We start from the raw sequence: 19719 nt of genomic DNA, 5'->3' as shown, positions 1-19719 counted from the left end.
GACCTCCCGCCAGCCCGGCACCGGCGCTTCCCCCCGATGCCCGGTGCGCACCGGGGTCCCGTGGAAGATCGCGAGGAAAATGATACGGGAGGTTTTCAGGGGGTGGAAAAACGCAGCGGTTTTTCCACGCGGTCTGCTGACAGAGTTCCTGACAAATAGGCGGACATCCTGAGCCGGTTCGGGGAGCAGACCTTCAGCGTTGCATTCCTTCGCACCCCCTCTGGGCTGCCGCCCATCTCCCCCAAGGGGGTAGATCAGGCCTTCATATGCCCACCTGCCAAATCGCGAGCAAGACAGAGTAGGCAATCTTGCCAGGGGTGCAGGACGAGATGCCATGGCGGGGCTGCAAATTCCCCATTGATGGGGCGCGATCACATCGCCTTGAGGTTTGGCGGTCCCATACCCCCACCCCTAACCCCTCCCCACAAGGGGGAGGGGGACCATCTCCGCCCTTTGCCACCAAAGTCGCCGACGATTGGCGCGTGCCGGCCGTGCCACGGAATTCCCCTCCCCCTTGTGGGGAGGGGTTAGGGGTGGGGGTAAGTTCAAATGCGATTGCGCGGGGCCAGGAGTGTGTCGCCACCGGTGACGAACGGCGACAAAACGAGTTGAGCCCCCAAAAAATCGCAAGCCCGTGGAAAGGCAGTTCACGCCGGCCGCGCCAAAGGCGCCGGCTCGAGCATCGTCGCGCGGAACGCGGCTCACGGGGACTGAAGGCCCGGCCGCCAGGAGCCGCGCCAGTCGATCCTGCGAAAGACCCCTCGCCTATTCGAAGACGATGGTCGGCGTTGCCGCCTCCGAGGCGGCCTGTTCTTCCTGCAGGCGCGACCAGACACGGGCGGCGATGTCGCGATAGACCTTCGCGCCCGCCCCGTCGGGGTTGGAGACGACGACCGGCTTGCCGGTGTCGGAGGTCTCGCGGATCTGCATCTCGAGCGGCACTTCGCCGAGGAAGGTGACGCCGAGGCGCTCCGCCTCCTTCTTCGCGCCGCCATGGCCGAAGATGTCGTAGCGCTTGCCGGTGTCGGGGGCGACGAAGTAGCTCATGTTCTCGACGATGCCGAGCAGCGGCACGTCGACCTTCCTGAACATGTTGAGGCCCTTGCGCGCGTCGATCAGCGCCAGGTCCTGCGGCGTCGACACGATGACCGCGCCCGCCAGCGGCACCTGCTGGGCCATGGTGAGCTGCGCGTCGCCGGTGCCGGGCGGCATGTCGACGACGAGCACGTCGAGCGGACCCCATTCGACCTCGCGCAGCATCTGGGTCAGCGCCGACATGACCATCGGCCCGCGCCAGATCATCGGCGTCTCCTCGTCGACGAGGAAGCCCATGGACATGACCTTGAGGCCGTAATTCTGCATCGGCTTGAGGATCTTGCCGTCGACCGTTTCCGGGCGGCCATGGATGCCGAGCAGCCTGGGCATGGACGGACCGTAGATGTCGGCGTCGAGCACGCCGACCCTGAGGCCGTTGGCGGCGAGGCCGAGCGCGATGTTGACGGCGGTCGTCGACTTGCCGACGCCACCCTTGCCGGAGGCAACCGCGATGATCGAGGCTATGCCGGGCACGCCGCGCTTGCCCTGGCTCTGCGAGGCAGGCGCATGCGGCGCCGGCCGCGGGGCCGCGGCGGGCGCCGGGCGAGGTGCTGCGGGGCGCGGCGGAACCGGCGCTTCCATGCCGCCGCCCTTCTTTTCCGCCGTCAGCGCGACGACGGCGCCGCTGACCCCGGGGATGGCCTTGACCACGCGCTCGGCCGCGGCGCGCAGCGGCTCCATCTCCTGCGCGCGGGCGGCCGGCACGGTGATCGAGAAGAACACCTTGCCGTCGGCGATGAAAATCTCCGAGACGAGGCCGAGCTCGACGATGTTGCCGGTGAAATCGGGGCCGTTGACGGTCCTGAGATGCTCAAGCACGGCTTCCTTGGTGACTGTCATTTGGCGAACGCACTGCTCCCTGTTGGGTTTCAGATAATGCAGTTTGGTCGAAGAACCAACTACCCGAAATGGCAGCCCGCCCCCTTGCCGGTTGGCAACCCCGCCGGCCGCCCCATCTATTGGCGGAGAAATAAGTTCTTTCGGCGTGTCGGGTGAGCGCCGCCGGCCGCGTCCTTGGGGCACAGATACCTGTCCACAGGGAGATGAAGCCATGAAGTTCGTGACCTACCTCTTCTTCAACGGCAACTGCCGCGAGGCCTTCGAATTCTATGCCGGGCTGTTCGACGGCGAAATCGCCGGCATGGGCACCTATCGCGACGAACCCGGCCAAGGCAGCGTGCCGGCCGAATGGCTGGACAAGGTGATGAACGTACAGCTTTCGATCGGGGACCAGGCGCTGATGGCCTCCGACGCGCCGCCGCAATATGCCAGCGATATGAGCGGATTCTCGGTGTCGGTCGACCTGGGCGACCTCGGCCGGGCCGGGCGCGTCTTTACGGCACTCGCCGACGGCGGCACCGTCAACATGCCGTTTCAACCCACCTTCTGGGCCAAGGGCTTCGGCATGGTGAAGGACAGGTTCGGCACGCCCTGGATGATCAGCAGCGGCAACGCCCAAGAATAGGCACAGCGAACACACGCCCGCCACGGAGATCATGACATGCAGCTCGTCGCAATCATTCTCGGCCTCGTCGTCCTGGCGATCCTCGCGATCGCGGCGTCCAAGCCGAGCCATTTCATGCTGAAGCGCAGCGCCGACATCGCCGCCGCCCCGGAGACGATCTTCGGTCTCATCAACGACTTCCGCCGCTGGCGGGACTGGTCGCCGTGGGAGAAGCTCGACCCCGACCTCAAGCGGACGATGAGCGGCGCGGAAGCCGGCGAAGGCGCCGTCTACGAATGGAGCGGCAACAAGAAGGTCGGCCAGGGCCGCATGGAGATCACCGACATCTCGGCGCCCAACGAAATCGTCATCAAGCTCGACTTCCTGAAGCCCTTCCAGGCCCACAACGTCGCCGAATTCGCCATCGAACCGCAGGGCGGCAGCAGCCGCGTGACCTGGTCGATGCATGGGCCCAACCCGTTCATGGCCAAGCTGATGCAGGTGTTCATGAACTTCGACAAGATGGTCGGCAAGGATTTTGAGAAGGGCCTCGCCAACCTGAAGGCCATCGCCGAACGGTGACCGGCCCTCGCATGAAGCAGCGGAGGGGAACGCACGGAAGGAGAACGACATGCTCGGTCACGTGAACGCCGTCGCGAATCTGGCGGTCAAGGACATGGCGCGCGCCAAGCGATTCTACCAAGACACGCTCGGCCTCGAGGAGGTCGACCACATGGGCGAGGAGGTCTCGGTGCTGAAGAGCGGCGACACGCTCGTCAACGTCTATCGCTCCGAATTCGCCGGGACCAACAAGGCCACCGCCGTGACCTGGGCGGTCGGCGACAGGATCGACGGCCTGGTCAGTGAGCTGAAGACCAAGGGCATAAGCTTCGAGCACTACGACATGCCGGAGACGAAGCTCGAGGGCGACATCCATGTATTCGGCGACATCAGGGTGGCGTGGTTCAAGGATCCGGACGGAAACATTCTGAACCTGATCAACCGGTAGGGGGGGTGCCGCGCGTCGTGCACAGGTTGGCCTGCCAGCGATGGTCCAAGCTTATCCCACACCACCGCTGGCCCCCAACTGCAAGTAACCCGCCCGGCCACGGCGCAACCAGTCTGGCGCAAGCTGACGGCTCCAGATAGCTTCGCAGCATGATCGACAAGCTGGAATTCTTCATCGCCCTCGCCAGGGAACAACATTTCGGACGCGCCGCCGAGGAATGCCGCGTCACCCAGCCGACGCTGTCGGCCGGCATCAAGCAGCTCGAGGACATCCTCGGCGTGATGCTGGTGCAGCGCGGCTCGCGTTTCCAGGGCCTGACGCCGGAGGGCCGGCAGGTGCTGGAATGGGCGCGCCGCATCGTCGGCGACACCCGCGCCATGCGCGAGGAGATGCGCGCCGCCCGCCACGGCCTGTCGGGGCGCATCCGCATCGCCGCCATCCCCACCGCGCTCGCCATGGTGCCGAAGCTGACGACGCCGTTCCGCGACAAGCATCCGGGCGTGACCTTCTCGGTCCTGTCGCGCACCTCGATCGAGGTGCTGTCGCTGCTCGGCAATTTCGAGATCGACGCCGGCATCACCTATCTCGACAACGAGCCGCTGGGGCGCGTCACCAGCGTGCCGCTCTATGCCGAGCGCTACCAGCTGATCACCGCGGCGGGCAACGAGTATTCGGACCGCGACAAGGTGACCTGGGAAGAGGTGAGCACGCTGCCGCTCTGCCTCTTGACCCCCGACATGCAGAACCGCCGCATCATCGACCAGCACCTCGCCGAGGCCGGCGTGCAGGTCAGGCCGACGCTCGAATCGAATTCGATGATCGTGCTGTTTTCCCACATCCGGACCGGCAAGTGGTCGTCGATCATGCCGCTCAACCTCGCCGAGACCTTCGGCTTCGCCGAGCCGATCCGGGCCATTCCCATCGTCGAGCCCGACGCCAGCCACACGGTCGGCCTGGTGGTGGCGCGGCGCGATCCGAACACGACGCTGGTGCAGGCGCTGCTTGACGAAGCCATGACGCTGGCAGGCGATTTCCGCCGCAACTCATGAGCTAGACTCCCCCCTCGGTCGTCCACTCGATAGAAAATTTTTATCATGTGACGAAACAGCTTTATTGATTCCGGCCCCAGGGATCGGGTTCAATAGGAACATGGCGCCCAAGGGAACGGCGCGAATGTCAGGGAGGGCGCTGCGTGGTCATGCAGCCTGCAAGTACCGATGTCGCCGCGAGGACATCTGCGGTGATCAGCGAATTGAGGAATCTCGAGGGTCCGCTGATCCCGATCCTTCATGGTGTCCAGGAAGAGTTCGGCTACGTTCCGCAGGAAACCCTGCCGATCATCGCCGAGGCGCTCAACCTGTCGCGCGCCGAAGTGCACGGCGTCTTCACCTTCTACCACGACTTCCGCAAGGAGCCGGCCGGCCGCCACGTGCTGAAGCTGTGCCAGGCCGAGGCCTGCCAGTCGATGGGCAGCGACGCCATCGCCGCCCAGATCAAGCAGAAGCTCGGCATCGACTTCCACGAGACGACCAAGGACGGCGCGGTGACGCTGGAGCCGGTCTACTGCCTCGGCCTGTGCGCCTGCGCGCCTTCGGCCATGCTCGACGGCGAGGTGATCGGCCGTCTCGACGCCGACAAGATCGACGAGATCGCCGAGGAGGTGCGCTCATGAGCGTGACGATCTACGTTCCCGGCGATTCCGGCGCGCTGGCGCTCGGCGCCGACAAGGTCGCCAAGGCGATCGAGAAGGAAGTTTCCGCCCGCGGCATCGACGCCAGGATCGTGCGCAACGGCTCGCGCGGCATGTACTGGCTGGAGCCGATGGTGGAGGTCGCGACCGCATCCGGCCGCGTCGCCTACGGTCCGGTGTCAGCCAAGGACGTCGCCTCGCTGTTCGACGCCGGCCTCGCCACCGGTGGTGCACATAAGCTGTCGCTGGGCGACCCGGAAAAGCTGCCCTTCCTCGCCAAGCAGACGCGCCTGACCTTCGCCCGCTGCGGCATCACCGATCCGCTGTCGCTGGCCGACTACGAGGCCCATGGCGGCCTCGCCGGCCTGCGCAACGCAGTCGCGATGGCGCCCGCCGACGTCGTCAAGCAGGTGACCGAATCGGGCCTGCGCGGCCGCGGCGGCGCCGGCTTCCCGACCGGCATCAAGTGGAAGACCGTGCTCGATACGGCCGCCGAGCAGAAATACATCGTCTGCAACGCCGACGAGGGCGACTCGGCCACCTTCGCCGACCGCATGATCATGGAGGGCGATCCCTTCGTGCTGATCGAGGGCATGGCGATCGCCGGCCTCGCCACCGGCGCCACCAAGGGCTACGTCTACATCCGCTCCGAATATCCGCACGCCATCGCCGCCATGACCAAGGCGGTCGAGGTGGCCAGGAAAGCGGGCGTCCTGGGCAAGAGCGTTCTCGGATCCTCCCAAGGCTTCGACATCGAGATCCGCTCGGGTGCGGGCGCTTATGTCTGCGGCGAGGAAACCTCGCTGCTCAACAGCCTCGAGGGCAAGCGCGGCGTGGTGCGCGCCAAGCCGCCGCTGCCGGCGATCGAAGGCCTGTTCGGCAAGCCGACCGTCATCAACAACGTCATCTCGCTCGCTTCCGTGCCGATCGTCATGGACAAGGGCGCGCAGTACTACAAGGACTTCGGCATGGGCCGCTCGCGCGGCACCATCCCGATCCAGATCGCCGGCAACGTCAAGCATGGCGGCCTGTTCGAGGTGGCCTTCGGCCTGACGCTGGGCGAGATCGTCGACGAGATCGGCGGCGGCACGCGCAGCGGCCGGCCGGTGAAAGCGGTGCAGGTGGGCGGCCCGCTTGGCGCCTATTTCCCGCGCGCGCTGTTCGACACGCCGTTCGACTACGAGGCCTTCGCGGCCAAGGACGGCCTGATCGGCCATGCCGGCATCACCGTGTTCGACGACAGCGCCGACATGCTGAAGATGGCGCGCTTCGCCATGGAGTTCTGCGCCATCGAGAGCTGCGGCAAGTGCACGCCCTGCCGCATCGGCTCGACGCGCGGCGTCGAGACGCTCGACAAGCTCAAGGCCAACATCGAGCCGGAGAAGCAGCTCGCGCTGGTGAGCGACCTCTGCAACACGATGAAGTTCGGTTCGCTCTGCGCCCTTGGCGGCTTCACCCCCTACCCGGTGATGAGCGCCATCAACCATTTCCCCGAAGACTTCCGGCCGGCAGCGGTCGCTCAGGCAGCGGAATAGGAGACAGCATCATGGGTCTCATCCACGAAATCGACTTCGGCACCCCTGCCTCCAAATCCGAAAAGCAGGTCACGCTCACCATCGACGGCTTCGAGGTGACCGTGCCCGAAGGCACGTCGATCATGCGCGCCTCGATGGAGGCGGGCATCGAAATCCCGAAGCTCTGCGCCACCGACATGGTCGACGCCTTCGGCTCCTGCCGTCTCTGCCTGATCGAGATCGAGGGCCGCGCCGGCACGCCGGCGTCGTGCACCACCCCGGTCGCGCCGGGGCTGGTCGTGCACACCCAGACCGGCCGGCTCAAGGACATCCGCAAGGGCGTGATGGAGCTCTACATCTCCGACCACCCGCTCGACTGCCTGACCTGCGCGGCCAACGGCGACTGCGAGCTGCAGGACATGGCCGGTGCGGTCGGCCTGCGCGACGTGCGCTACGGCTACGAGGGCGAGAACCACGTCTTTGCCAAGCGCGACGGCGGCGAGAACTTCAACTGGATGGCGAAGGACGAGTCCAACCCGTACTTCACCTACGACCCGGCCAAGTGCATCGTCTGCTCGCGCTGCGTGCGGGCCTGCGAAGAGGTGCAGGGCACCTTCGCGCTGACCATCGAGGGCCGCGGCTTCGGCAGCCGCGTGTCGGCCGGCATGCAGGAAGCCTTCATCGACAGCGAGTGCGTGTCGTGCGGGGCCTGCGTGCAGGCCTGCCCGACGGCGACCCTGCAGGAGAAGTCGGTCATCCAGATCGGCCAGCCCGAACATTCGGTGGTCACCACCTGCGCCTATTGCGGCGTCGGCTGCTCGTTCAAGGCCGAGATGCGCGGCGAGGAGCTGGTGCGCATGGTGCCGTGGAAAGACGGCAAGGCCAACCGCGGCCACAGCTGCGTCAAGGGCCGCTTCGCCTATGGCTATGCCACCCACAAGGAGCGCATCCTCAACCCGATGATCCGCGAGAACATCGCCGATCCGTGGCGCGAAGTGTCGTGGGAAGAGGCGATCGCCCACACGGCCAAGGAATTCCGCCGCATCCAGTACCAGTATGGACGCGGCGCCATCGGCGGCATCACCTCCTCGCGCTGCACCAATGAAGAAACCTTCCTCGTGCAGAAGCTGATCCGCCAGGGCTTCGGCAACAACAACGTCGACACCTGCGCGCGTGTCTGCCACTCGCCGACCGGCTACGGCCTCGGCCAGACCTACGGCACCTCGGCCGGCACGCAGGACTTCGATTCGGTCGAGCACACCGACGTCGCGCTGATCATCGGCGCCAACCCGGCCTCGGCCCACCCGGTCTTCGCCTCGCGGCTGAAGAAGCGGCTGCGCGCCGGCGCCAAGCTGATCGTCATCGATCCGCGCCGCACCGAAATGGTGAAGTCGGCGCATATCGAGGCAGCGCACCACCTGGCACTGAAGCCGGGCACCAACGTCGCCGTCGTCACCGCGCTGGCGCATGTCATCGTCACCGAAGGGCTGTTCGACGAACAGTTCATCCGCGAGCGCTGCGACTGGTCGGAATTCCAGGACTATGCCGAATTCGTCTCCGATCCGCGCCACAGCCCGGAGGAAGTCGAAAAGCTGTCCGGCGTGCCGGCCGAAACCATCCGCGGCGCAGCCCGGCTCTATGCCACCGGCGGCAACGGCGCGATCTACTACGGCCTCGGCGTCACCGAGCACAGCCAGGGTTCGACCACCGTCATCGGCATCGCCAACCTCGCCATGCTGACCGGCAATATCGGCCGCAAGGGCGTCGGCGTGAATCCGCTGCGCGGCCAGAACAACGTGCAGGGCGCCTGCGACATGGGCTCGTTCCCGCACGAACTGCCGGGCTACCGCCACATCTCGGGCGATGCGGTACGCGACATCTATGACAGCCTGTGGGGCGTGAAGCTGGACGACGAGCCCGGCCTGCGCATCCCCAACATGCTGGACGCCGCCGTCGACGGCACCTTCAAGGGCATCTACATCCAGGGCGAAGACATCCTGCAGTCGGACCCCGACACCAAGCACGTCTCGGCCGGCCTCGCCGCCATGGAATGCGTGGTCGTGCAGGACCTGTTCCTGAACGAAACCGCCAACTACGCCCACGTCTTCCTGCCCGGCTCGACCTTCCTCGAGAAGGACGGCACCTTCACCAACGCCGAGCGCCGCATCAACCGCGTGCGCAAAGTGATGTCGCCGAAGAACGGCTATGCCGACTGGGAAGTGACGCAGAAGCTCGCCCAGGCGATGGGCCTCAACTGGGCCTACAAGCACCCGTCCGAGATCATGGACGAGGTCGCCAAGACCACGCCCTCCTTCGCCAACGTCTCCTACGACTTCCTGGAGAAGATGGGCTCGGTGCAGTGGCCGTGCAACGACAAGGCGCCGGAAGGCACTCCGATCATGCACATCGACGGCTTCGTGCGCGGCAAGGGCAAGTTCATCCGCACCGAATATGTGGCGACGGACGAAAAGACCGGCCCGCGCTTCCCGCTGCTGCTCACCACCGGCCGCATCCTCAGCCAGTACAATGTCGGCGCCCAGACCCGGCGCACCGAAAACGTTGCCTGGCATGCCGAGGACGTGCTGGAAATCCACCCGCACGACGCCGAGAACCGCGGCCTGCGCGACGGCGACTGGGTGCGGCTGCAGAGCCGCTCGGGCGAGACGACGCTCAGGGCGACGATTACCGACAAGGTGTCGCCGGGCGTGGTCTACACCACCTTCCACCACCCCGATACGCAGGCCAACGTCATCACCACCGACTTCTCGGACTGGGCAACCAACTGTCCGGAATACAAGGTGACGGCGGTGCAGGTGTCGCCTTCCAACGGTCCTTCGGACTGGCAGAAGGACTATAACGAGCAGGCGCAGCAGAGCCGTCGCATCGCCGGCCACATGGAAGCGGCGGAGTAGCCCGTTGCTGAGTTGCCCCTCACCCCTACCCTCTCCCCGCACGCGGGGAGAGGGAGACATCCACGCCGGAGCTTCGTCCTTCTCCCCGTCCTTCACGGGGAGAAGGTGCCGGCAGGCGGATGAGGGGCATCGTTCATACAAGACCGTGTCGCTGCCATGACCGACCGCCCCGCCATCACCCAGACCTCCCGCCTCGCCCGCCGGGCGGGCGGGACGTCGGTGGCCAACCGCATGGTGCCGGAGGAAACGCCGGTGGCGCTGTCCTATGGCGGCACGACGCATGCGGTGATGATGGCGAGCCCGGCCGATTTCGAGGATTTCGCGCTCGGCTTCTCGCTGACCGAAGGCATCGTCGGAACGGCCGCCGAGATCGAGGCCATCGAGGTGCTCGACGTCGAGGCCGGCATCGACATCCAGATCAGGCTCTTCGACAAGGCCAACACCCGTTTCGAGCAGCGGCGCCGCCGCCTCGCCGGCCCGGTGGGCTGCGGGCTGTGCGGCATCGAATCCATCGAGGAGGCGATGCGCTCGGTCTGCGACGTGCACCGGCCGACGCTCCACCTTTGCGCCGACGACATCGTGCAGGCGGTGAAGATGCTGTCCAAGATGCAGCCGCTGCACGCCGAGACGGGCGCGGTGCATGCCGCAGGCTTCTACGTGCCCGGCAAGGGCGTGGTGGCGGCACGCGAGGACGTCGGCCGCCACAACGCGCTCGACAAGCTGGCCGGCGCGCTGAGCCGGGCCGGCATCGACGGCGGCTTGGGCGCGGTTGTCGTCACCAGCCGCGTCTCGGTCGAGATGGTGCAGAAGACGGCGGCGATCGGCGCGCCCTTCATCATCGCCGTCTCGGCGCCCACCGCACTTGCCATCCGCACCGCCGAACAGGCGGGCATGACGCTCGTCGCGCTGGTGCGCGGCGACGATTTCGACATCTTCACCCACCCCGACCGTGTGAATACCGGAGCCGCGAAAAATGTCGCATGATGACGAAGACAGGATGAGCACCAAGCAGAAGCTCGTCTACATGGCGAACCAGATCGCCACGTTCTTCGATAGCAAGCCGCATGACGAAAGTGTTGCGGGCATCGCCGAGCACATCAACAAGTTCTGGGACCCGCGCATGCGGCGCCAGTTCTTCGAGATGGTCGATGCCGGCGGCGCGGGCATGAAGCCGACGGTGGTCGAGGCCGCCGCCAAGATCAGGCGCCCCAGGCAGGACGCCGCCTGAAAACCATCCGACCGGGACATTCGAGCAAGGCGGTCGGGCCAGATCCGGCCGCTTTCGTTTGGCCGCCCCGCTACGTTCGTTAGAAAGACAGGCAAGTGCTACAGTAGGAACGGAGGCCTCCAACCCTGATGGGAGAGAAGCATGTTCGTGGCACGATGGAAGATCGACGCCCGCTTCGGGCACAAGCAGAGCGCAATCGAGCTGATGCGCCAGTGGGAGCGCGAGATCGGTCCCCAGGCCGGGACCGACAAGATGGCGATGCAGATACTGACCGGATCGCTCGGCGCGAAGGAAGCCACGATCGAGGTCAACCACCAGGTCGAGAGCCTGGCGCAGCTCGAAGACATGTTCGCCAAGATTTCGAAGATCGACGCCCACGCCCAGTGGGGCAAGAAGCTCGAACCCCTGGTGGTCTCGGGCTCGTCCTACTGGAACATCTACAGGGTCGTCGAGGATTGAACCGGCGCCTCGTCCGGTGAACTGTCGGCGGCCGCCCGCCGGGCGATCGCCGACAGCTTCAGCGCGACGATGAAGACGACCTCGACGGCCACGACGATCAGGATGATGCGGAAGCCGAGGGCAACCGGGTCGCGGCCGCTCTCGCGCATCATGTAGCCGCCGGTGAGGAAGGCGGCGTTCCACATCAGGCTGCCGCAGATGGTGGCGACGGCGAAGGGCAGGAAGGGCAGGCGCAGCACGCCCGCCTCGAGCGCCAGGTAGGTGCGCGCCACCGGCACCAGCTGGGCGATCAGCGACGCGCGAAAATTGTTGCGGCGGTAGGCCTGCGCCAGCCGCTGGTAGGTGGCGTGCTTGAGCAGCACGTATTTGCCGAAACGGCGAACGACCGCATCGGCGCGGTCCGGGCCGAGCCAGTTGCCGGCGGCGTACCAGAGCATGGAGCCGGTGCCGGAACCCAGCGTCGTCGCCAGCATCAAGGCCACCAGCGTCTGCCAGTCCGGCGCGGCGGTCATGCCGAAGAACAAGAGCAGCACATGCGACGGCGGCACCGGCGAAATCTTCTCGGTGAAGGCGAGCACGCCGGCGCCGAGCACGCCAAGGCCGAGGAAGGACGGGATCATGCGAAGCGCCAGTCGTAGCCCTTGGCCGGCTTCATCCGCTTGATGCGGTAGACGGCGGCCGGCGGGATGTTGCGGAAGGTGTGGCCGACGCGGGCCGCTTCGAGATCGAGACGGTCGAGCACCGAGCGGTCGATGGGGCAGCGGAAGCCGTAGGTGAAGACATACATCGCCCCGTCCGCCTCGAGGCTTGCGAAGGCGCCTTCGAGGATGGCGTAGGTCTGGCGCGGCGGGATCGCCAGGAACGGCAGGCCGCTGATGACGGCGCCGACGCTGCTTGCCTCGAAGTCCGGGAGTTGGCGCAGCCCGGCCGCGTCGACCTCGAGAACGCGCGCCGCCGGAAAGCGCTGCCTGAGCAGGCGGGCGAACTCGGGGTTGAGCTCGACCAGCGTCAGTTCCCGCTCCTTCACCCCGCGGGCGACGAGCGCCCGGGTGAACGATCCGGTTCCGGCGCCGAGCTCCAGCACCGGACCGGTGTCGGGACCGATGGCGCGGGTGATCAGCGTGGCCAGGCTCGCGCCCGACGGCGCGATGGCGCCGATCCTGCGCGGCGCCGAAGCCCATGCCTTGAGAAACGACAAAGCGTCGCCTGCAGCCATTTCGAACCCCCTCTCGCATGTCCCGCCGGCGAATCGGCGCCGGTTCCTGGCGAAGACTGCTTGCGACTGCTGGATTGCAGCTGCATTGCGAGAATCGGCGGAATTGAGGCATTCCCGAGTTGCATCGGCAAGAATGATCAGGTCGCAATGCTTTCGCAATGTTGGCGCACTAGAGCGGCGGGCATTTCTGAAGAATCCAGTTTCGCCGTTCCAGCTGTTTTTCCCAGCCGCATTTTCGCGACACCAGACGAACCCGTCTGATCGCAAGATGCTCCAGCCGGAGCCGCACATTGCCGGAGACGAAGATGCGCATATTGCTGGTCGAAGACGAGCCGGAACTGGCTTCCGCCCTGCGCACGGCGCTGAAGCGCCACGACATGGTGTGCGACCACGCCGCGTCGCTGCTCGAAGCCGCAGACTATGCCGACGCGGAGAGCTACGACGCGATCCTGCTCGACCGGCAGTTGCCCGACGGCGACGGGCTGACGCTGGTGCCGAGGCTGCGCGCCCGCGGCAACGCCACGCCGGTCATGGTGCTGACGGCGCGCGGCGACACCGCCGACAAGGTCGACGGGCTCGACATGGGCGCCGACGACTACCTGGCCAAGCCCTTCGCCTTCGAGGAGCTGCTGGCGCGGCTGCGCGCGCTGCTGCGCCGTCCCGCGGCGATCCAGGCGCAGGTCATCCGCGCCGGCGAGCTCGTCCTCGACCTCGGCCACCGCGAGGTCTCGGTGCGCGGCGAAGCCATGTCGCTGCCGCGCCGCGAACTGCTGGTGCTGGAGGCGCTGATGAAGCGGACGGGGCGCATGGTGCAGCGGGCTTCGCTGATGGAGGCCGTGTTCGGGCTCGACGACGAGATCCAGTCCAATGCCCTCGACACGCATGTGTCGCGGCTGCGCCGCAAGCTCGCCGACGCCGCATGCGGCGTCGAGATCAACGGCGTGCGCGGCGTCGGCTACCTTTTGCGCGAGATTGCATGAGACCGGCCCTGCTGCTTGCGCCGCTGAGGCGGCTGATCCGCCCCGGCTCGCTGAAATGGCGGCTGGTGTGGCGCCTGGTGGTGCTGCAGGTGGTGATGCTGACGCTTTTGATCGCGCTGGTCATCGGCGGCTTCGTGGTGACCGGCGTCATCCCGCAGGAATATGAAGGCCGCGCCGTCGAAATCCTCAAGAAGGACGTGCGGCGCGACGACCTGGGCGGGCTCGTGCTGAAGGAAAGCCCGGCGCTCGCCGACCTGCGCGCCGAGGTGCCCGACCTGTGGTTCGTGATGCGCGACGAGCAGGGACATTCGCTTGCGGAAGGCATCGTCCCGCAGGAATTCGCCCGCCTGGCGGCCTCGCTCGACAACATCGACAATGCCAAGCTGGTCTGGAACAGGGGGACGACGCTGCCGGCGGCCATCGTCTCCTGGTACGAGACCAAGGCCGGGCGCGTGCAGATCTTCACCGGCGCCCAGGGCCGGTTCCGGCTCACCGCACTGCTGGCGGTGACGCCCGAACTGTTCCTGCAGGCCATCCTGCCGATCGGCGGGGTGATGGGGCTGGCGACGCTGGTGGTCATTCCGCTGGTGGTGCGCAACGCCTTCAAGGGCCTCAGGCAGGCGGCCCAGCTGGCCGAGAAGATCGACGTCGACGCGCGCGGCGTGCGCCTGCCGGTGGCACGGATCCCGACCGAGATCGCGCCGCTGGTGAAGGCCGTCAACGGCGCGCTCGACCGCCTGGACCGGGGCTACGAGCGGCACAAGCGCTTCCTGATCGACGCCGCGCACGAGCTGCGCACGCCGGTCGCCATCCTCAACACCCGCATCACCTCGCTGCCGGCGACGCCGGAGCGGGCGCGGCTCCTGCAGGACACGGCGCGGCTGTCGACGCTCACCGACCAGCTGCTCGACATCCAGCGGCTGGGCCGGCAGCCCGAGGGGCTCACGCCGATCGACCTGGTGGCGGCGGCGCGCGGCGTGGTCGTCGACCTTGCGCCGGTGGCGTTCGCCACGGGCTACGAGATGTCGTTCGAACCGGCGGCGGACGAGCTGTCCGTCAAAGGCGACCGCACCGCGATCGAGCGGGCGATCACCAACCTGGTGCAGAATGCCATCGAACATGGCGGCAATGCCGGGCGCATCACCATCACCGTGGCGCGGCCAGCTACGGTCGAGATCAGCGACGAGGGTGAAGGCGTGCCGGAAGCCGAACGCGACAGGATCTTCGAGCCGTTCTACCGCCTGCGCCCGCGCGGCCACGGCGCCGGGCTGGGGCTGAACCTGGTGCAGGAGATCATGCAGATGCATGGCGGCCGCGTCGAGCTCGACCGCGCCCGGAACGGCGGCGCCTGCTTCAGGATGGTGTTCCCGGCGGCGTAGGGCCGAAGGGGCATCCGATACCCCCACCCCTGACCCCTCCCCACAAGGGGGAGGGGGACTTTGTGGCACGGCCCTCACGCGCCTACCTTCGACGATTTTCGGCGGCAAGGACGGTGCAGCAGAATCCCCCTCCCCCTTGCGGGGAGGGGTCAGGGGTGGGGGTAGAGTTTCGGTGGGAGTAGCTTTTCCTTGCCCGGACCCGGCTATTGCGCGCCGGCGACGGTGAGTTCGGTGCCGGCCGCCGCCAAGGCTTCGGCGAGGTCGGCCGGCGGCGCGCGGTCGGTGACCAGTTCGCCGAAACCGGCGAAACCGCAGACCTGGACCAGCCCCTGGCGGCCGAACTTGGTGTGGTCGGTGACCACCACCGAGCGCTGGCCGCGCGCCAGCACCGTGCGGGCGAACTCGGCCTCCTCGAGATTGTAGTCCATCACCCCGTTCGCCGCGTCGACCGCGCCGGCCGAGATCACGGCATGGGCAACCGCGAAGCGACTGACGAACTCGATGGCCGAGACGCCGAAGGCCGCACCACTGTCGCTGCGCAGCTCGCCGCCGGCCATGTAGACCTTGTTGCCGTTGACGGTCGCCAGCGTGCGGGCGATGTCGGACGAATTGGTGACGACTGTCAGCCGGCGATGGCCCAGCAGTTCGCGCGCGAGGTAGCTTGTGGTGGTGCCGGTGTCGAGCATGACCGAGTCGCCGTCGCGGATGGTGGCGGCGACCACCCGGGCGATACTGCGCTTGGCCTCGGCATTCTCGCGCATGCGCCGCTCGAACGGCGCCTCGCCCACCACGGCGGGCAGTCCTATGGCGCCATGCATCTTGAGGATCGCGCCATTGTCGGCGAGCGGCTTGACGTCGCGGCGCACGGTTTCCAGCGACACGCCCAGCCTGTCGGCGAGATCGGCGATGGTGATCGTGCCCTCGGTTTCGAGCAGGCGCAGGATTTCGCTGTGACGCTTTGAATGGTTCATCAGGCGGCCCCGGTCAGACGGCGCTTGGCCGAATCTGAGGATGGAATTGACCGACCTTATCGCATTTATGGCACCGATCTCAACATATACGGTCAAAAGAACAACTAAAACCACAAAATGGCGTTGACATTGGCTGCCGCGGCGCACGAGACTGGCATTTGAGGAACACGCCCAGGCCTGTCCCCCACCCCTGACCCCTCCCCACAAGGGGGAGGGAACCGGCTTCACTACCGCTGCCACCAAGATGTTCGAATGCTCTTGCGTGGCTGACGTGCAGCAAGGTCCCCCTCCCCCTTGTGGGGAGGGGTTGGGGGTGGGGGTGGTTTCAAAGGCGATCACCCTCGGGCACGGAGGAGCCGCATGATGTCGAGCGAGAACCGCATCCGCGCCCTGCCCCTGTGGAACGGGGCAGTCGCGATCGCTCCGCTCAAGGGCGGCATCAGCAACGAGAGCTGGCTGGTCGAGGACCGCAACGGCCGCCACGTGGTGCGCTTCGGCAAGGACTACCCGTTCCACCACGTCTTCCGCGACCGCGAGGCGATGGTGGCGAAGGCCGCCTTCGAGGCCGGCTTCGCGCCCGAGCTGCAATATGCAGAGCCCGGGGTGATGGTGAGCGAACATCTCGGCGCAAAGACCTATGGCGCGGACGACGTGCGCGCCAACACCGTCCGGATCGGCCGGCTGATGCGGCGCTTCCACGAGGAGATGCCGCGCCACGTCTTTGGCCCCGGCTTCATGTTCTGGGCCTTCCACGTCATCCGCGACTATGCGCGTACGCTTGCCGCCGGCGGCAGCCGGATGACGGCAGAGTTGCCACGCTACCTGGACCTGGCCGAGCGGCTGGAGAAGGCGCAGGCGCCATTGCCGATCATCTTCGGCCACAACGACCTCCTGCCGGCCAATTTCCTCGACGACGGCGACAGGCTCTGGCTGATCGACTTCGAATATGCCGGCTTCTCGACAGCGATGTTCGACCTTGCGGGTGCCGCCTCTAACGCCGGCATGTCAGTGGAGGAATCCGACGAACTGCTGGCGGTCTATTTCGGCGGCAGGCCCGACCAGGCCATCCGCCGCTCGCATGCGGCCATGCAATGCGCCTCGCTGTTGCGCGAGGCGATGTGGAGCATGGTCTCGGAACTCCACCTCTCCGCCCCCGGCGTCGACTATGTCGCCTACACTGCCGAGAACCTCGACAAGCTCGAGGCGGCGCTCGAAACCTACCAGAACCATTACGGGAAACTGTAGACATGGCCCTCCCCTCGCACGCGCAGATCGTCGTCATCGGCGGCGGCATCATCGGCTGCTCGACCGCCTACCACCTCGCCCGCGACCACAAGGCTGACGTGATCCTGCTGGAGCAGGGCAAGCTGACCTCGGGCTCGACCTGGCATGCGGCGGGGCTGGTGGGGCAGCTGCGCTCTTCGGCCTCGATCACCCGCGTACTCAAATATTCGGTCGAGCTCTACAAGGGGCTGGAGGCCGAGACCGGGCTTGCCACCGGCTGGAAGATGACCGGCTGCCTGAGGCTCGCCACCAACCAGGACCGCTGGACCGAGTACAAGCGGCTGGCGACGACGGCGAAAAGCTTCGGCATGGACATGCAGCTGGTGGCGCCTGAAGAGGTCAAGCGCATGTGGCCGCTGATGGAGACGTCGGACCTGGTCGGCGCGTCCTGGCTGCCGACCGACGGCCAGGCGAGCCCCTCCGACATCACCCAGTCGCTGGCCAAGGGCGCGCGCATGCATGGCGCCAAGCTGTTCGAGAACGTGCGCGTGACCGGCTTCGAGATGAAGGACGGCCGCATCCTCAAGGTCAGGACCGACCAGGGCGACATCGCCTGCGACAAGGTGGTGAACTGCGCCGGGCAATGGGCCCGGCAGGTGGGGGCGATGGCGGGCATCAACGTGCCGCTGCAGCCGGTGAAGCACCAGTACATCGTCACCGAGAAGCTGCCCGGGCTCGCCACCGACGCGCCGACGCTGCGCGACCCAGACCGCCGCACCTACTTCAAGGAAGAGGTCGGCGGTCTGGTGATGGGCGGCTACGAGCCCAATCCGCAAGGCTGGACGACGGGCGACGTGCCCAACGACTGGGAGTTCCGCCTGTTCGACGACGACTTCGACCATTTCGAGCAGCACATGGTGCAGGCGATCGAACGTGTGCCCAGACTGGCTGACGTCGGCGTCAAGCAGATGATCAACGGCCCGGAAAGCTTCACGCCCGACGGCAATTTTATTCTTGGCGCGGCACCTGAGTGCGCGAACATGTTCGTCGGCGCCGGCTTCAACGCCTTCGGCATCGCCTCGGGCGGCGGCGCCGGCTGGGTGCTGGCGCAGTGGGTGGTCGACGGCGAGGCGCCGCTCGACCTCTGGGTGGTCGACATCAGGCGCTTTTCCGGCCTGCACCGCGACCGGCAATGGGTGTCGGAGCGGACGCTCGAAGCCTATGGCAAGCACTACACCGTCGGCTATCCGCACGAGGAATATGAGAGCGGCCGGCCCTACATCGTCTCGCCGCTCTACGAGCGGCTGAACAAGCACCGCGCCGTGTTCGGCTCCAAGCTCGGCTGGGAGCGGCCCAACTGGTTCGCGCCCGAGGGCATGGAGGCCAGGGATGTCTACGCCATGGGCCGGCAGAACTGGTTCGGGTCCGTGGGCGACGAGCACCGGCATGTGCGCGAGGCGGTCGGCGTGTTCGACCAGTCGTCCTTCGCCAAATACGAGATGACGGGCAAGGACGCGCAGAAGGCGCTCGACTTGATCTGCGCCAACGACGTGTCGAAGCCTGCCGGGCGGCTAACCTATACCCAGCTGCTCAACAGCCGCGGCGGCATCGAGGCGGACCTGACCGTGGCGCGGCTTTCGGACGAGAAATTCTACATCGTCACCGGCACCGGCTTCCGCACCCACGACCTCGCCTGGATCGGTGACCACATCCCGGCGGGACTGGACGCCAGGCTCGTCGACGTCACCGAGCAGTTCGGCACGCTGTCGCTGATGGGGCCGAAGGCGAGGCTGGTGCTCGAAGCGGTGACCGACGCCGACGTCTCCAACGCCGCCTTCCCGTTCGGCCACGTGCGCGAGATCAGCATCGCTGGTGCTGCCGTGCGCGCGCTGCGCGTCACCTATGTCGGCGAGCTCGGCTGGGAGCTGCATGTGCCGATCGCCGCCACCGGCGAGGTGTTCGACGCGCTGATGGCGGCGGGCAAGCCGCACGGCATCCGCCCGGTCGGCTATCGCGCGCTGGAATCGCTGCGGCTGGAAAAAGGCTACCGTGCCTGGGGCTCCGACATCACCCCCAACGACACGCCGTTCGAGGCTGGCCTCGGCTGGGCGGTGAAGCTGAAGAAGGACGGCGACTTCATCGGCCGCAAGGCGCTGGAGAAGGCCGGCAACGCGCCTCTGACCAAGCGCCTCGCCTGCTTCACCGTGGACGATGCGAATGTCGTGCTGGTTGGGCGCGAGACGATCCTGCGCGACGGCCAGCCGGTCGGCTATCTCACCAGCGGCGGCTATGGCTACACCGTCGGCAAGAACATCGGCTTCGGCTACGTCCGCAATGCGGCGGGCGTCGACGATGCCTTCCTGTCAGGCGGCAGCTACGAGCTGGTGGTGGCGATGGAGCGGGTGCCGGCGAAGGTCCATCTCGCGCCGCTGTTCGATCCGGCCGCGGCACGCGTGAAGGCCTGAGCGGAACCAAGGGGCATGCCCGGCACCGGCGACATTTGCGCGCCGGACCGGGGGCGCGGCGCCGCACTCCGCCAAAAAGCCATGATCTGCCTTATCAAGGCTCGCAAGGACGGGCACGGGACAAGGACATGAT

18 protein-coding genes are annotated in these 19719 nt (G+C 66.8%); 14 read left to right on the top strand and 4 right to left on the bottom strand.

Going from position 1 to position 19719, the window contains the following annotated elements; all coding sequences use genetic code 11:
* Nucleotides 1–765: 765 nt before the first annotated feature.
* Nucleotides 766–1935 (bottom strand): Mrp/NBP35 family ATP-binding protein, encoded by a 1170-nt coding sequence (locus tag PV773_RS16955; protein ID WP_347967477.1) that lies wholly within the window; start codon nucleotides 1933–1935, stop codon nucleotides 766–768.
* A 211-nt stretch (nucleotides 1936–2146) separates the two neighbouring features.
* Here PV773_RS16955 and PV773_RS16950 point away from each other — a divergent pair, with 211 nt between their 5' ends.
* The 10 genes from PV773_RS16950 (at nucleotide 2147) to PV773_RS16905 (ending at nucleotide 11351) form a co-directional block, all read left to right on the top strand.
* Nucleotides 2147–2560, top strand: coding sequence for a VOC family protein (locus tag PV773_RS16950; protein ID WP_347967476.1), 414 nt, complete (start codon nucleotides 2147–2149; stop codon nucleotides 2558–2560).
* Nucleotides 2561–2596: 36 nt separating this feature from the next.
* Nucleotides 2597–3121, top strand: coding sequence for an SRPBCC family protein (locus PV773_RS16945; protein ID WP_347967475.1), 525 nt, complete (start codon nucleotides 2597–2599; stop codon nucleotides 3119–3121).
* A 49-nt stretch (nucleotides 3122–3170) separates the two neighbouring features.
* Nucleotides 3171–3548, top strand: a complete 378-nt coding sequence (locus PV773_RS16940; RefSeq protein ID WP_347967474.1) for a VOC family protein — start codon at nucleotides 3171–3173, stop codon at nucleotides 3546–3548.
* Nucleotides 3549–3697: 149 nt separating this feature from the next.
* On the top strand, nucleotides 3698–4597 hold the full coding sequence (locus PV773_RS16935; protein ID WP_347967473.1) for a LysR family transcriptional regulator: 900 nt from the start codon (nucleotides 3698–3700) through the stop codon (nucleotides 4595–4597).
* A 143-nt stretch (nucleotides 4598–4740) separates the two neighbouring features.
* The gene (locus tag PV773_RS16930) at nucleotides 4741–5220 is read left to right on the top strand and encodes a formate dehydrogenase subunit gamma (protein WP_347967472.1); all 480 of its coding nucleotides are present in this window, start codon (nucleotides 4741–4743) and stop codon (nucleotides 5218–5220) included.
* Nucleotides 5217–6773 carry an NADH-quinone oxidoreductase subunit NuoF gene (locus tag PV773_RS16925; protein WP_347967471.1) on the top strand — a complete coding sequence of 519 codons (1557 nt, stop codon included), beginning with the start codon at nucleotides 5217–5219 and terminating at the stop codon, nucleotides 6771–6773. The genes PV773_RS16930 and PV773_RS16925 overlap by 4 nt, the downstream gene beginning before the upstream one ends.
* Nucleotides 6774–6784: 11 nt before the next feature.
* Complete coding sequence (fdhF, locus tag PV773_RS16920) at nucleotides 6785–9664, top strand: formate dehydrogenase subunit alpha (protein ID WP_347967470.1); 2880 nt, start codon at nucleotides 6785–6787, stop codon at nucleotides 9662–9664.
* Between the two features lie 156 nt (nucleotides 9665–9820).
* Nucleotides 9821–10648: a formate dehydrogenase accessory sulfurtransferase FdhD gene (gene fdhD, locus PV773_RS16915; protein WP_347967469.1), complete on the top strand. Its 828-nt coding sequence runs from the start codon at nucleotides 9821–9823 to the stop codon at nucleotides 10646–10648.
* Complete coding sequence (locus PV773_RS16910; RefSeq protein WP_347967468.1) at nucleotides 10638–10892, top strand: formate dehydrogenase subunit delta; 255 nt, start codon at nucleotides 10638–10640, stop codon at nucleotides 10890–10892. The genes fdhD and PV773_RS16910 overlap by 11 nt, the downstream gene beginning before the upstream one ends.
* Before the next feature lie 141 nt (nucleotides 10893–11033).
* Nucleotides 11034–11351, top strand: coding sequence for a hypothetical protein (locus PV773_RS16905; RefSeq protein WP_347967467.1), 318 nt, complete (start codon nucleotides 11034–11036; stop codon nucleotides 11349–11351).
* Here PV773_RS16905 and PV773_RS16900 read toward each other — a convergent pair.
* On the bottom strand, nucleotides 11330–11971 hold the full coding sequence (locus PV773_RS16900) for a DedA family protein (RefSeq protein WP_347967466.1): 642 nt from the start codon (nucleotides 11969–11971) through the stop codon (nucleotides 11330–11332). The two genes, PV773_RS16905 and PV773_RS16900, sit on opposite strands and share 22 nt — an antisense overlap.
* Nucleotides 11968–12567 (bottom strand): methyltransferase domain-containing protein, encoded by a 600-nt coding sequence (locus tag PV773_RS16895; protein ID WP_347967465.1) that lies wholly within the window; start codon nucleotides 12565–12567, stop codon nucleotides 11968–11970. Before PV773_RS16895 ends, PV773_RS16900 begins: the two co-directional genes overlap by 4 nt.
* Before the next feature lie 305 nt (nucleotides 12568–12872).
* On the opposite strand from PV773_RS16895, the gene PV773_RS16890 reads away from it, so the two are divergent.
* Entirely contained in the window at nucleotides 12873–13547 is a 675-nt protein-coding gene (locus tag PV773_RS16890; RefSeq protein ID WP_347967464.1) for a response regulator transcription factor, read from the top strand.
* On the top strand, nucleotides 13544–14926 hold the full coding sequence (locus tag PV773_RS16885; RefSeq protein WP_347967463.1) for a HAMP domain-containing sensor histidine kinase: 1383 nt from the start codon (nucleotides 13544–13546) through the stop codon (nucleotides 14924–14926). Before PV773_RS16890 ends, PV773_RS16885 begins: the two co-directional genes overlap by 4 nt.
* A 203-nt stretch (nucleotides 14927–15129) precedes the next feature.
* Here PV773_RS16885 and PV773_RS16880 read toward each other — a convergent pair whose 3' ends face one another.
* Nucleotides 15130–15897 (bottom strand): DeoR/GlpR family DNA-binding transcription regulator, encoded by a 768-nt coding sequence (locus PV773_RS16880; RefSeq protein ID WP_347967462.1) that lies wholly within the window; start codon nucleotides 15895–15897, stop codon nucleotides 15130–15132.
* 363 nt (nucleotides 15898–16260) lie between these two features.
* Between PV773_RS16880 and PV773_RS16875 the strand changes: the two genes are divergently transcribed.
* Both PV773_RS16875 and PV773_RS16870 read left to right on the top strand, forming a co-directional pair.
* The gene (locus tag PV773_RS16875; protein ID WP_347967483.1) at nucleotides 16261–17142 is read left to right on the top strand and encodes a choline/ethanolamine kinase family protein; all 882 of its coding nucleotides are present in this window, start codon (nucleotides 16261–16263) and stop codon (nucleotides 17140–17142) included.
* A 2-nt stretch (nucleotides 17143–17144) separates the two neighbouring features.
* Nucleotides 17145–19586, top strand: coding sequence for an FAD-dependent oxidoreductase (locus tag PV773_RS16870; protein ID WP_347967461.1), 2442 nt, complete (start codon nucleotides 17145–17147; stop codon nucleotides 19584–19586).
* Nucleotides 19587–19719: the final 133 nt, after the last annotated feature.

It is taken from the genome of Mesorhizobium sp. CC13 (assembly GCF_039907765.1).
Lineage (GTDB): Bacteria > Pseudomonadota > Alphaproteobacteria > Rhizobiales > Rhizobiaceae > Aminobacter.
The sequence above is the reverse complement of the archived record's forward strand: the minus strand, read 5'-3'. Positions and strand labels throughout refer to the sequence as shown.

What these genes read in the sequence shown, in the direction of transcription:
- PV773_RS16955 (WP_347967477.1), bottom strand. Translation starts at nt 1,935, where the DNA reads ATGACAGTCACCAAGGAAGCCGTGCTTGAGCATCTCAGGACCGTCAAC.
- PV773_RS16950 (WP_347967476.1), top strand. Translation starts at nt 2,147, where the DNA reads ATGAAGTTCGTGACCTACCTCTTCTTCAACGGCAACTGCCGCGAGGCC.
- PV773_RS16945 (WP_347967475.1), top strand. Translation starts at nt 2,597, where the DNA reads ATGCAGCTCGTCGCAATCATTCTCGGCCTCGTCGTCCTGGCGATCCTC.
- PV773_RS16940 (WP_347967474.1), top strand. Translation starts at nt 3,171, where the DNA reads ATGCTCGGTCACGTGAACGCCGTCGCGAATCTGGCGGTCAAGGACATG.
- PV773_RS16935 (WP_347967473.1), top strand. Translation starts at nt 3,698, where the DNA reads ATGATCGACAAGCTGGAATTCTTCATCGCCCTCGCCAGGGAACAACAT.
- PV773_RS16925 (WP_347967471.1), top strand. Translation starts at nt 5,217, where the DNA reads ATGAGCGTGACGATCTACGTTCCCGGCGATTCCGGCGCGCTGGCGCTC.
- fdhF (WP_347967470.1), top strand. Translation starts at nt 6,785, where the DNA reads ATGGGTCTCATCCACGAAATCGACTTCGGCACCCCTGCCTCCAAATCC.
- fdhD (WP_347967469.1), top strand. Translation starts at nt 9,821, where the DNA reads ATGACCGACCGCCCCGCCATCACCCAGACCTCCCGCCTCGCCCGCCGG.
- PV773_RS16910 (WP_347967468.1), top strand. Translation starts at nt 10,638, where the DNA reads ATGTCGCATGATGACGAAGACAGGATGAGCACCAAGCAGAAGCTCGTC.
- PV773_RS16905 (WP_347967467.1), top strand. Translation starts at nt 11,034, where the DNA reads ATGTTCGTGGCACGATGGAAGATCGACGCCCGCTTCGGGCACAAGCAG.
- PV773_RS16900 (WP_347967466.1), bottom strand. Translation starts at nt 11,971, where the DNA reads ATGATCCCGTCCTTCCTCGGCCTTGGCGTGCTCGGCGCCGGCGTGCTC.
- PV773_RS16895 (WP_347967465.1), bottom strand. Translation starts at nt 12,567, where the DNA reads ATGGCTGCAGGCGACGCTTTGTCGTTTCTCAAGGCATGGGCTTCGGCG.
- PV773_RS16890 (WP_347967464.1), top strand. Translation starts at nt 12,873, where the DNA reads ATGCGCATATTGCTGGTCGAAGACGAGCCGGAACTGGCTTCCGCCCTG.
- PV773_RS16885 (WP_347967463.1), top strand. Translation starts at nt 13,544, where the DNA reads ATGAGACCGGCCCTGCTGCTTGCGCCGCTGAGGCGGCTGATCCGCCCC.
- PV773_RS16880 (WP_347967462.1), bottom strand. Translation starts at nt 15,897, where the DNA reads ATGAACCATTCAAAGCGTCACAGCGAAATCCTGCGCCTGCTCGAAACC.
- PV773_RS16875 (WP_347967483.1), top strand. Translation starts at nt 16,261, where the DNA reads ATGTCGAGCGAGAACCGCATCCGCGCCCTGCCCCTGTGGAACGGGGCA.
- PV773_RS16870 (WP_347967461.1), top strand. Translation starts at nt 17,145, where the DNA reads ATGGCCCTCCCCTCGCACGCGCAGATCGTCGTCATCGGCGGCGGCATC.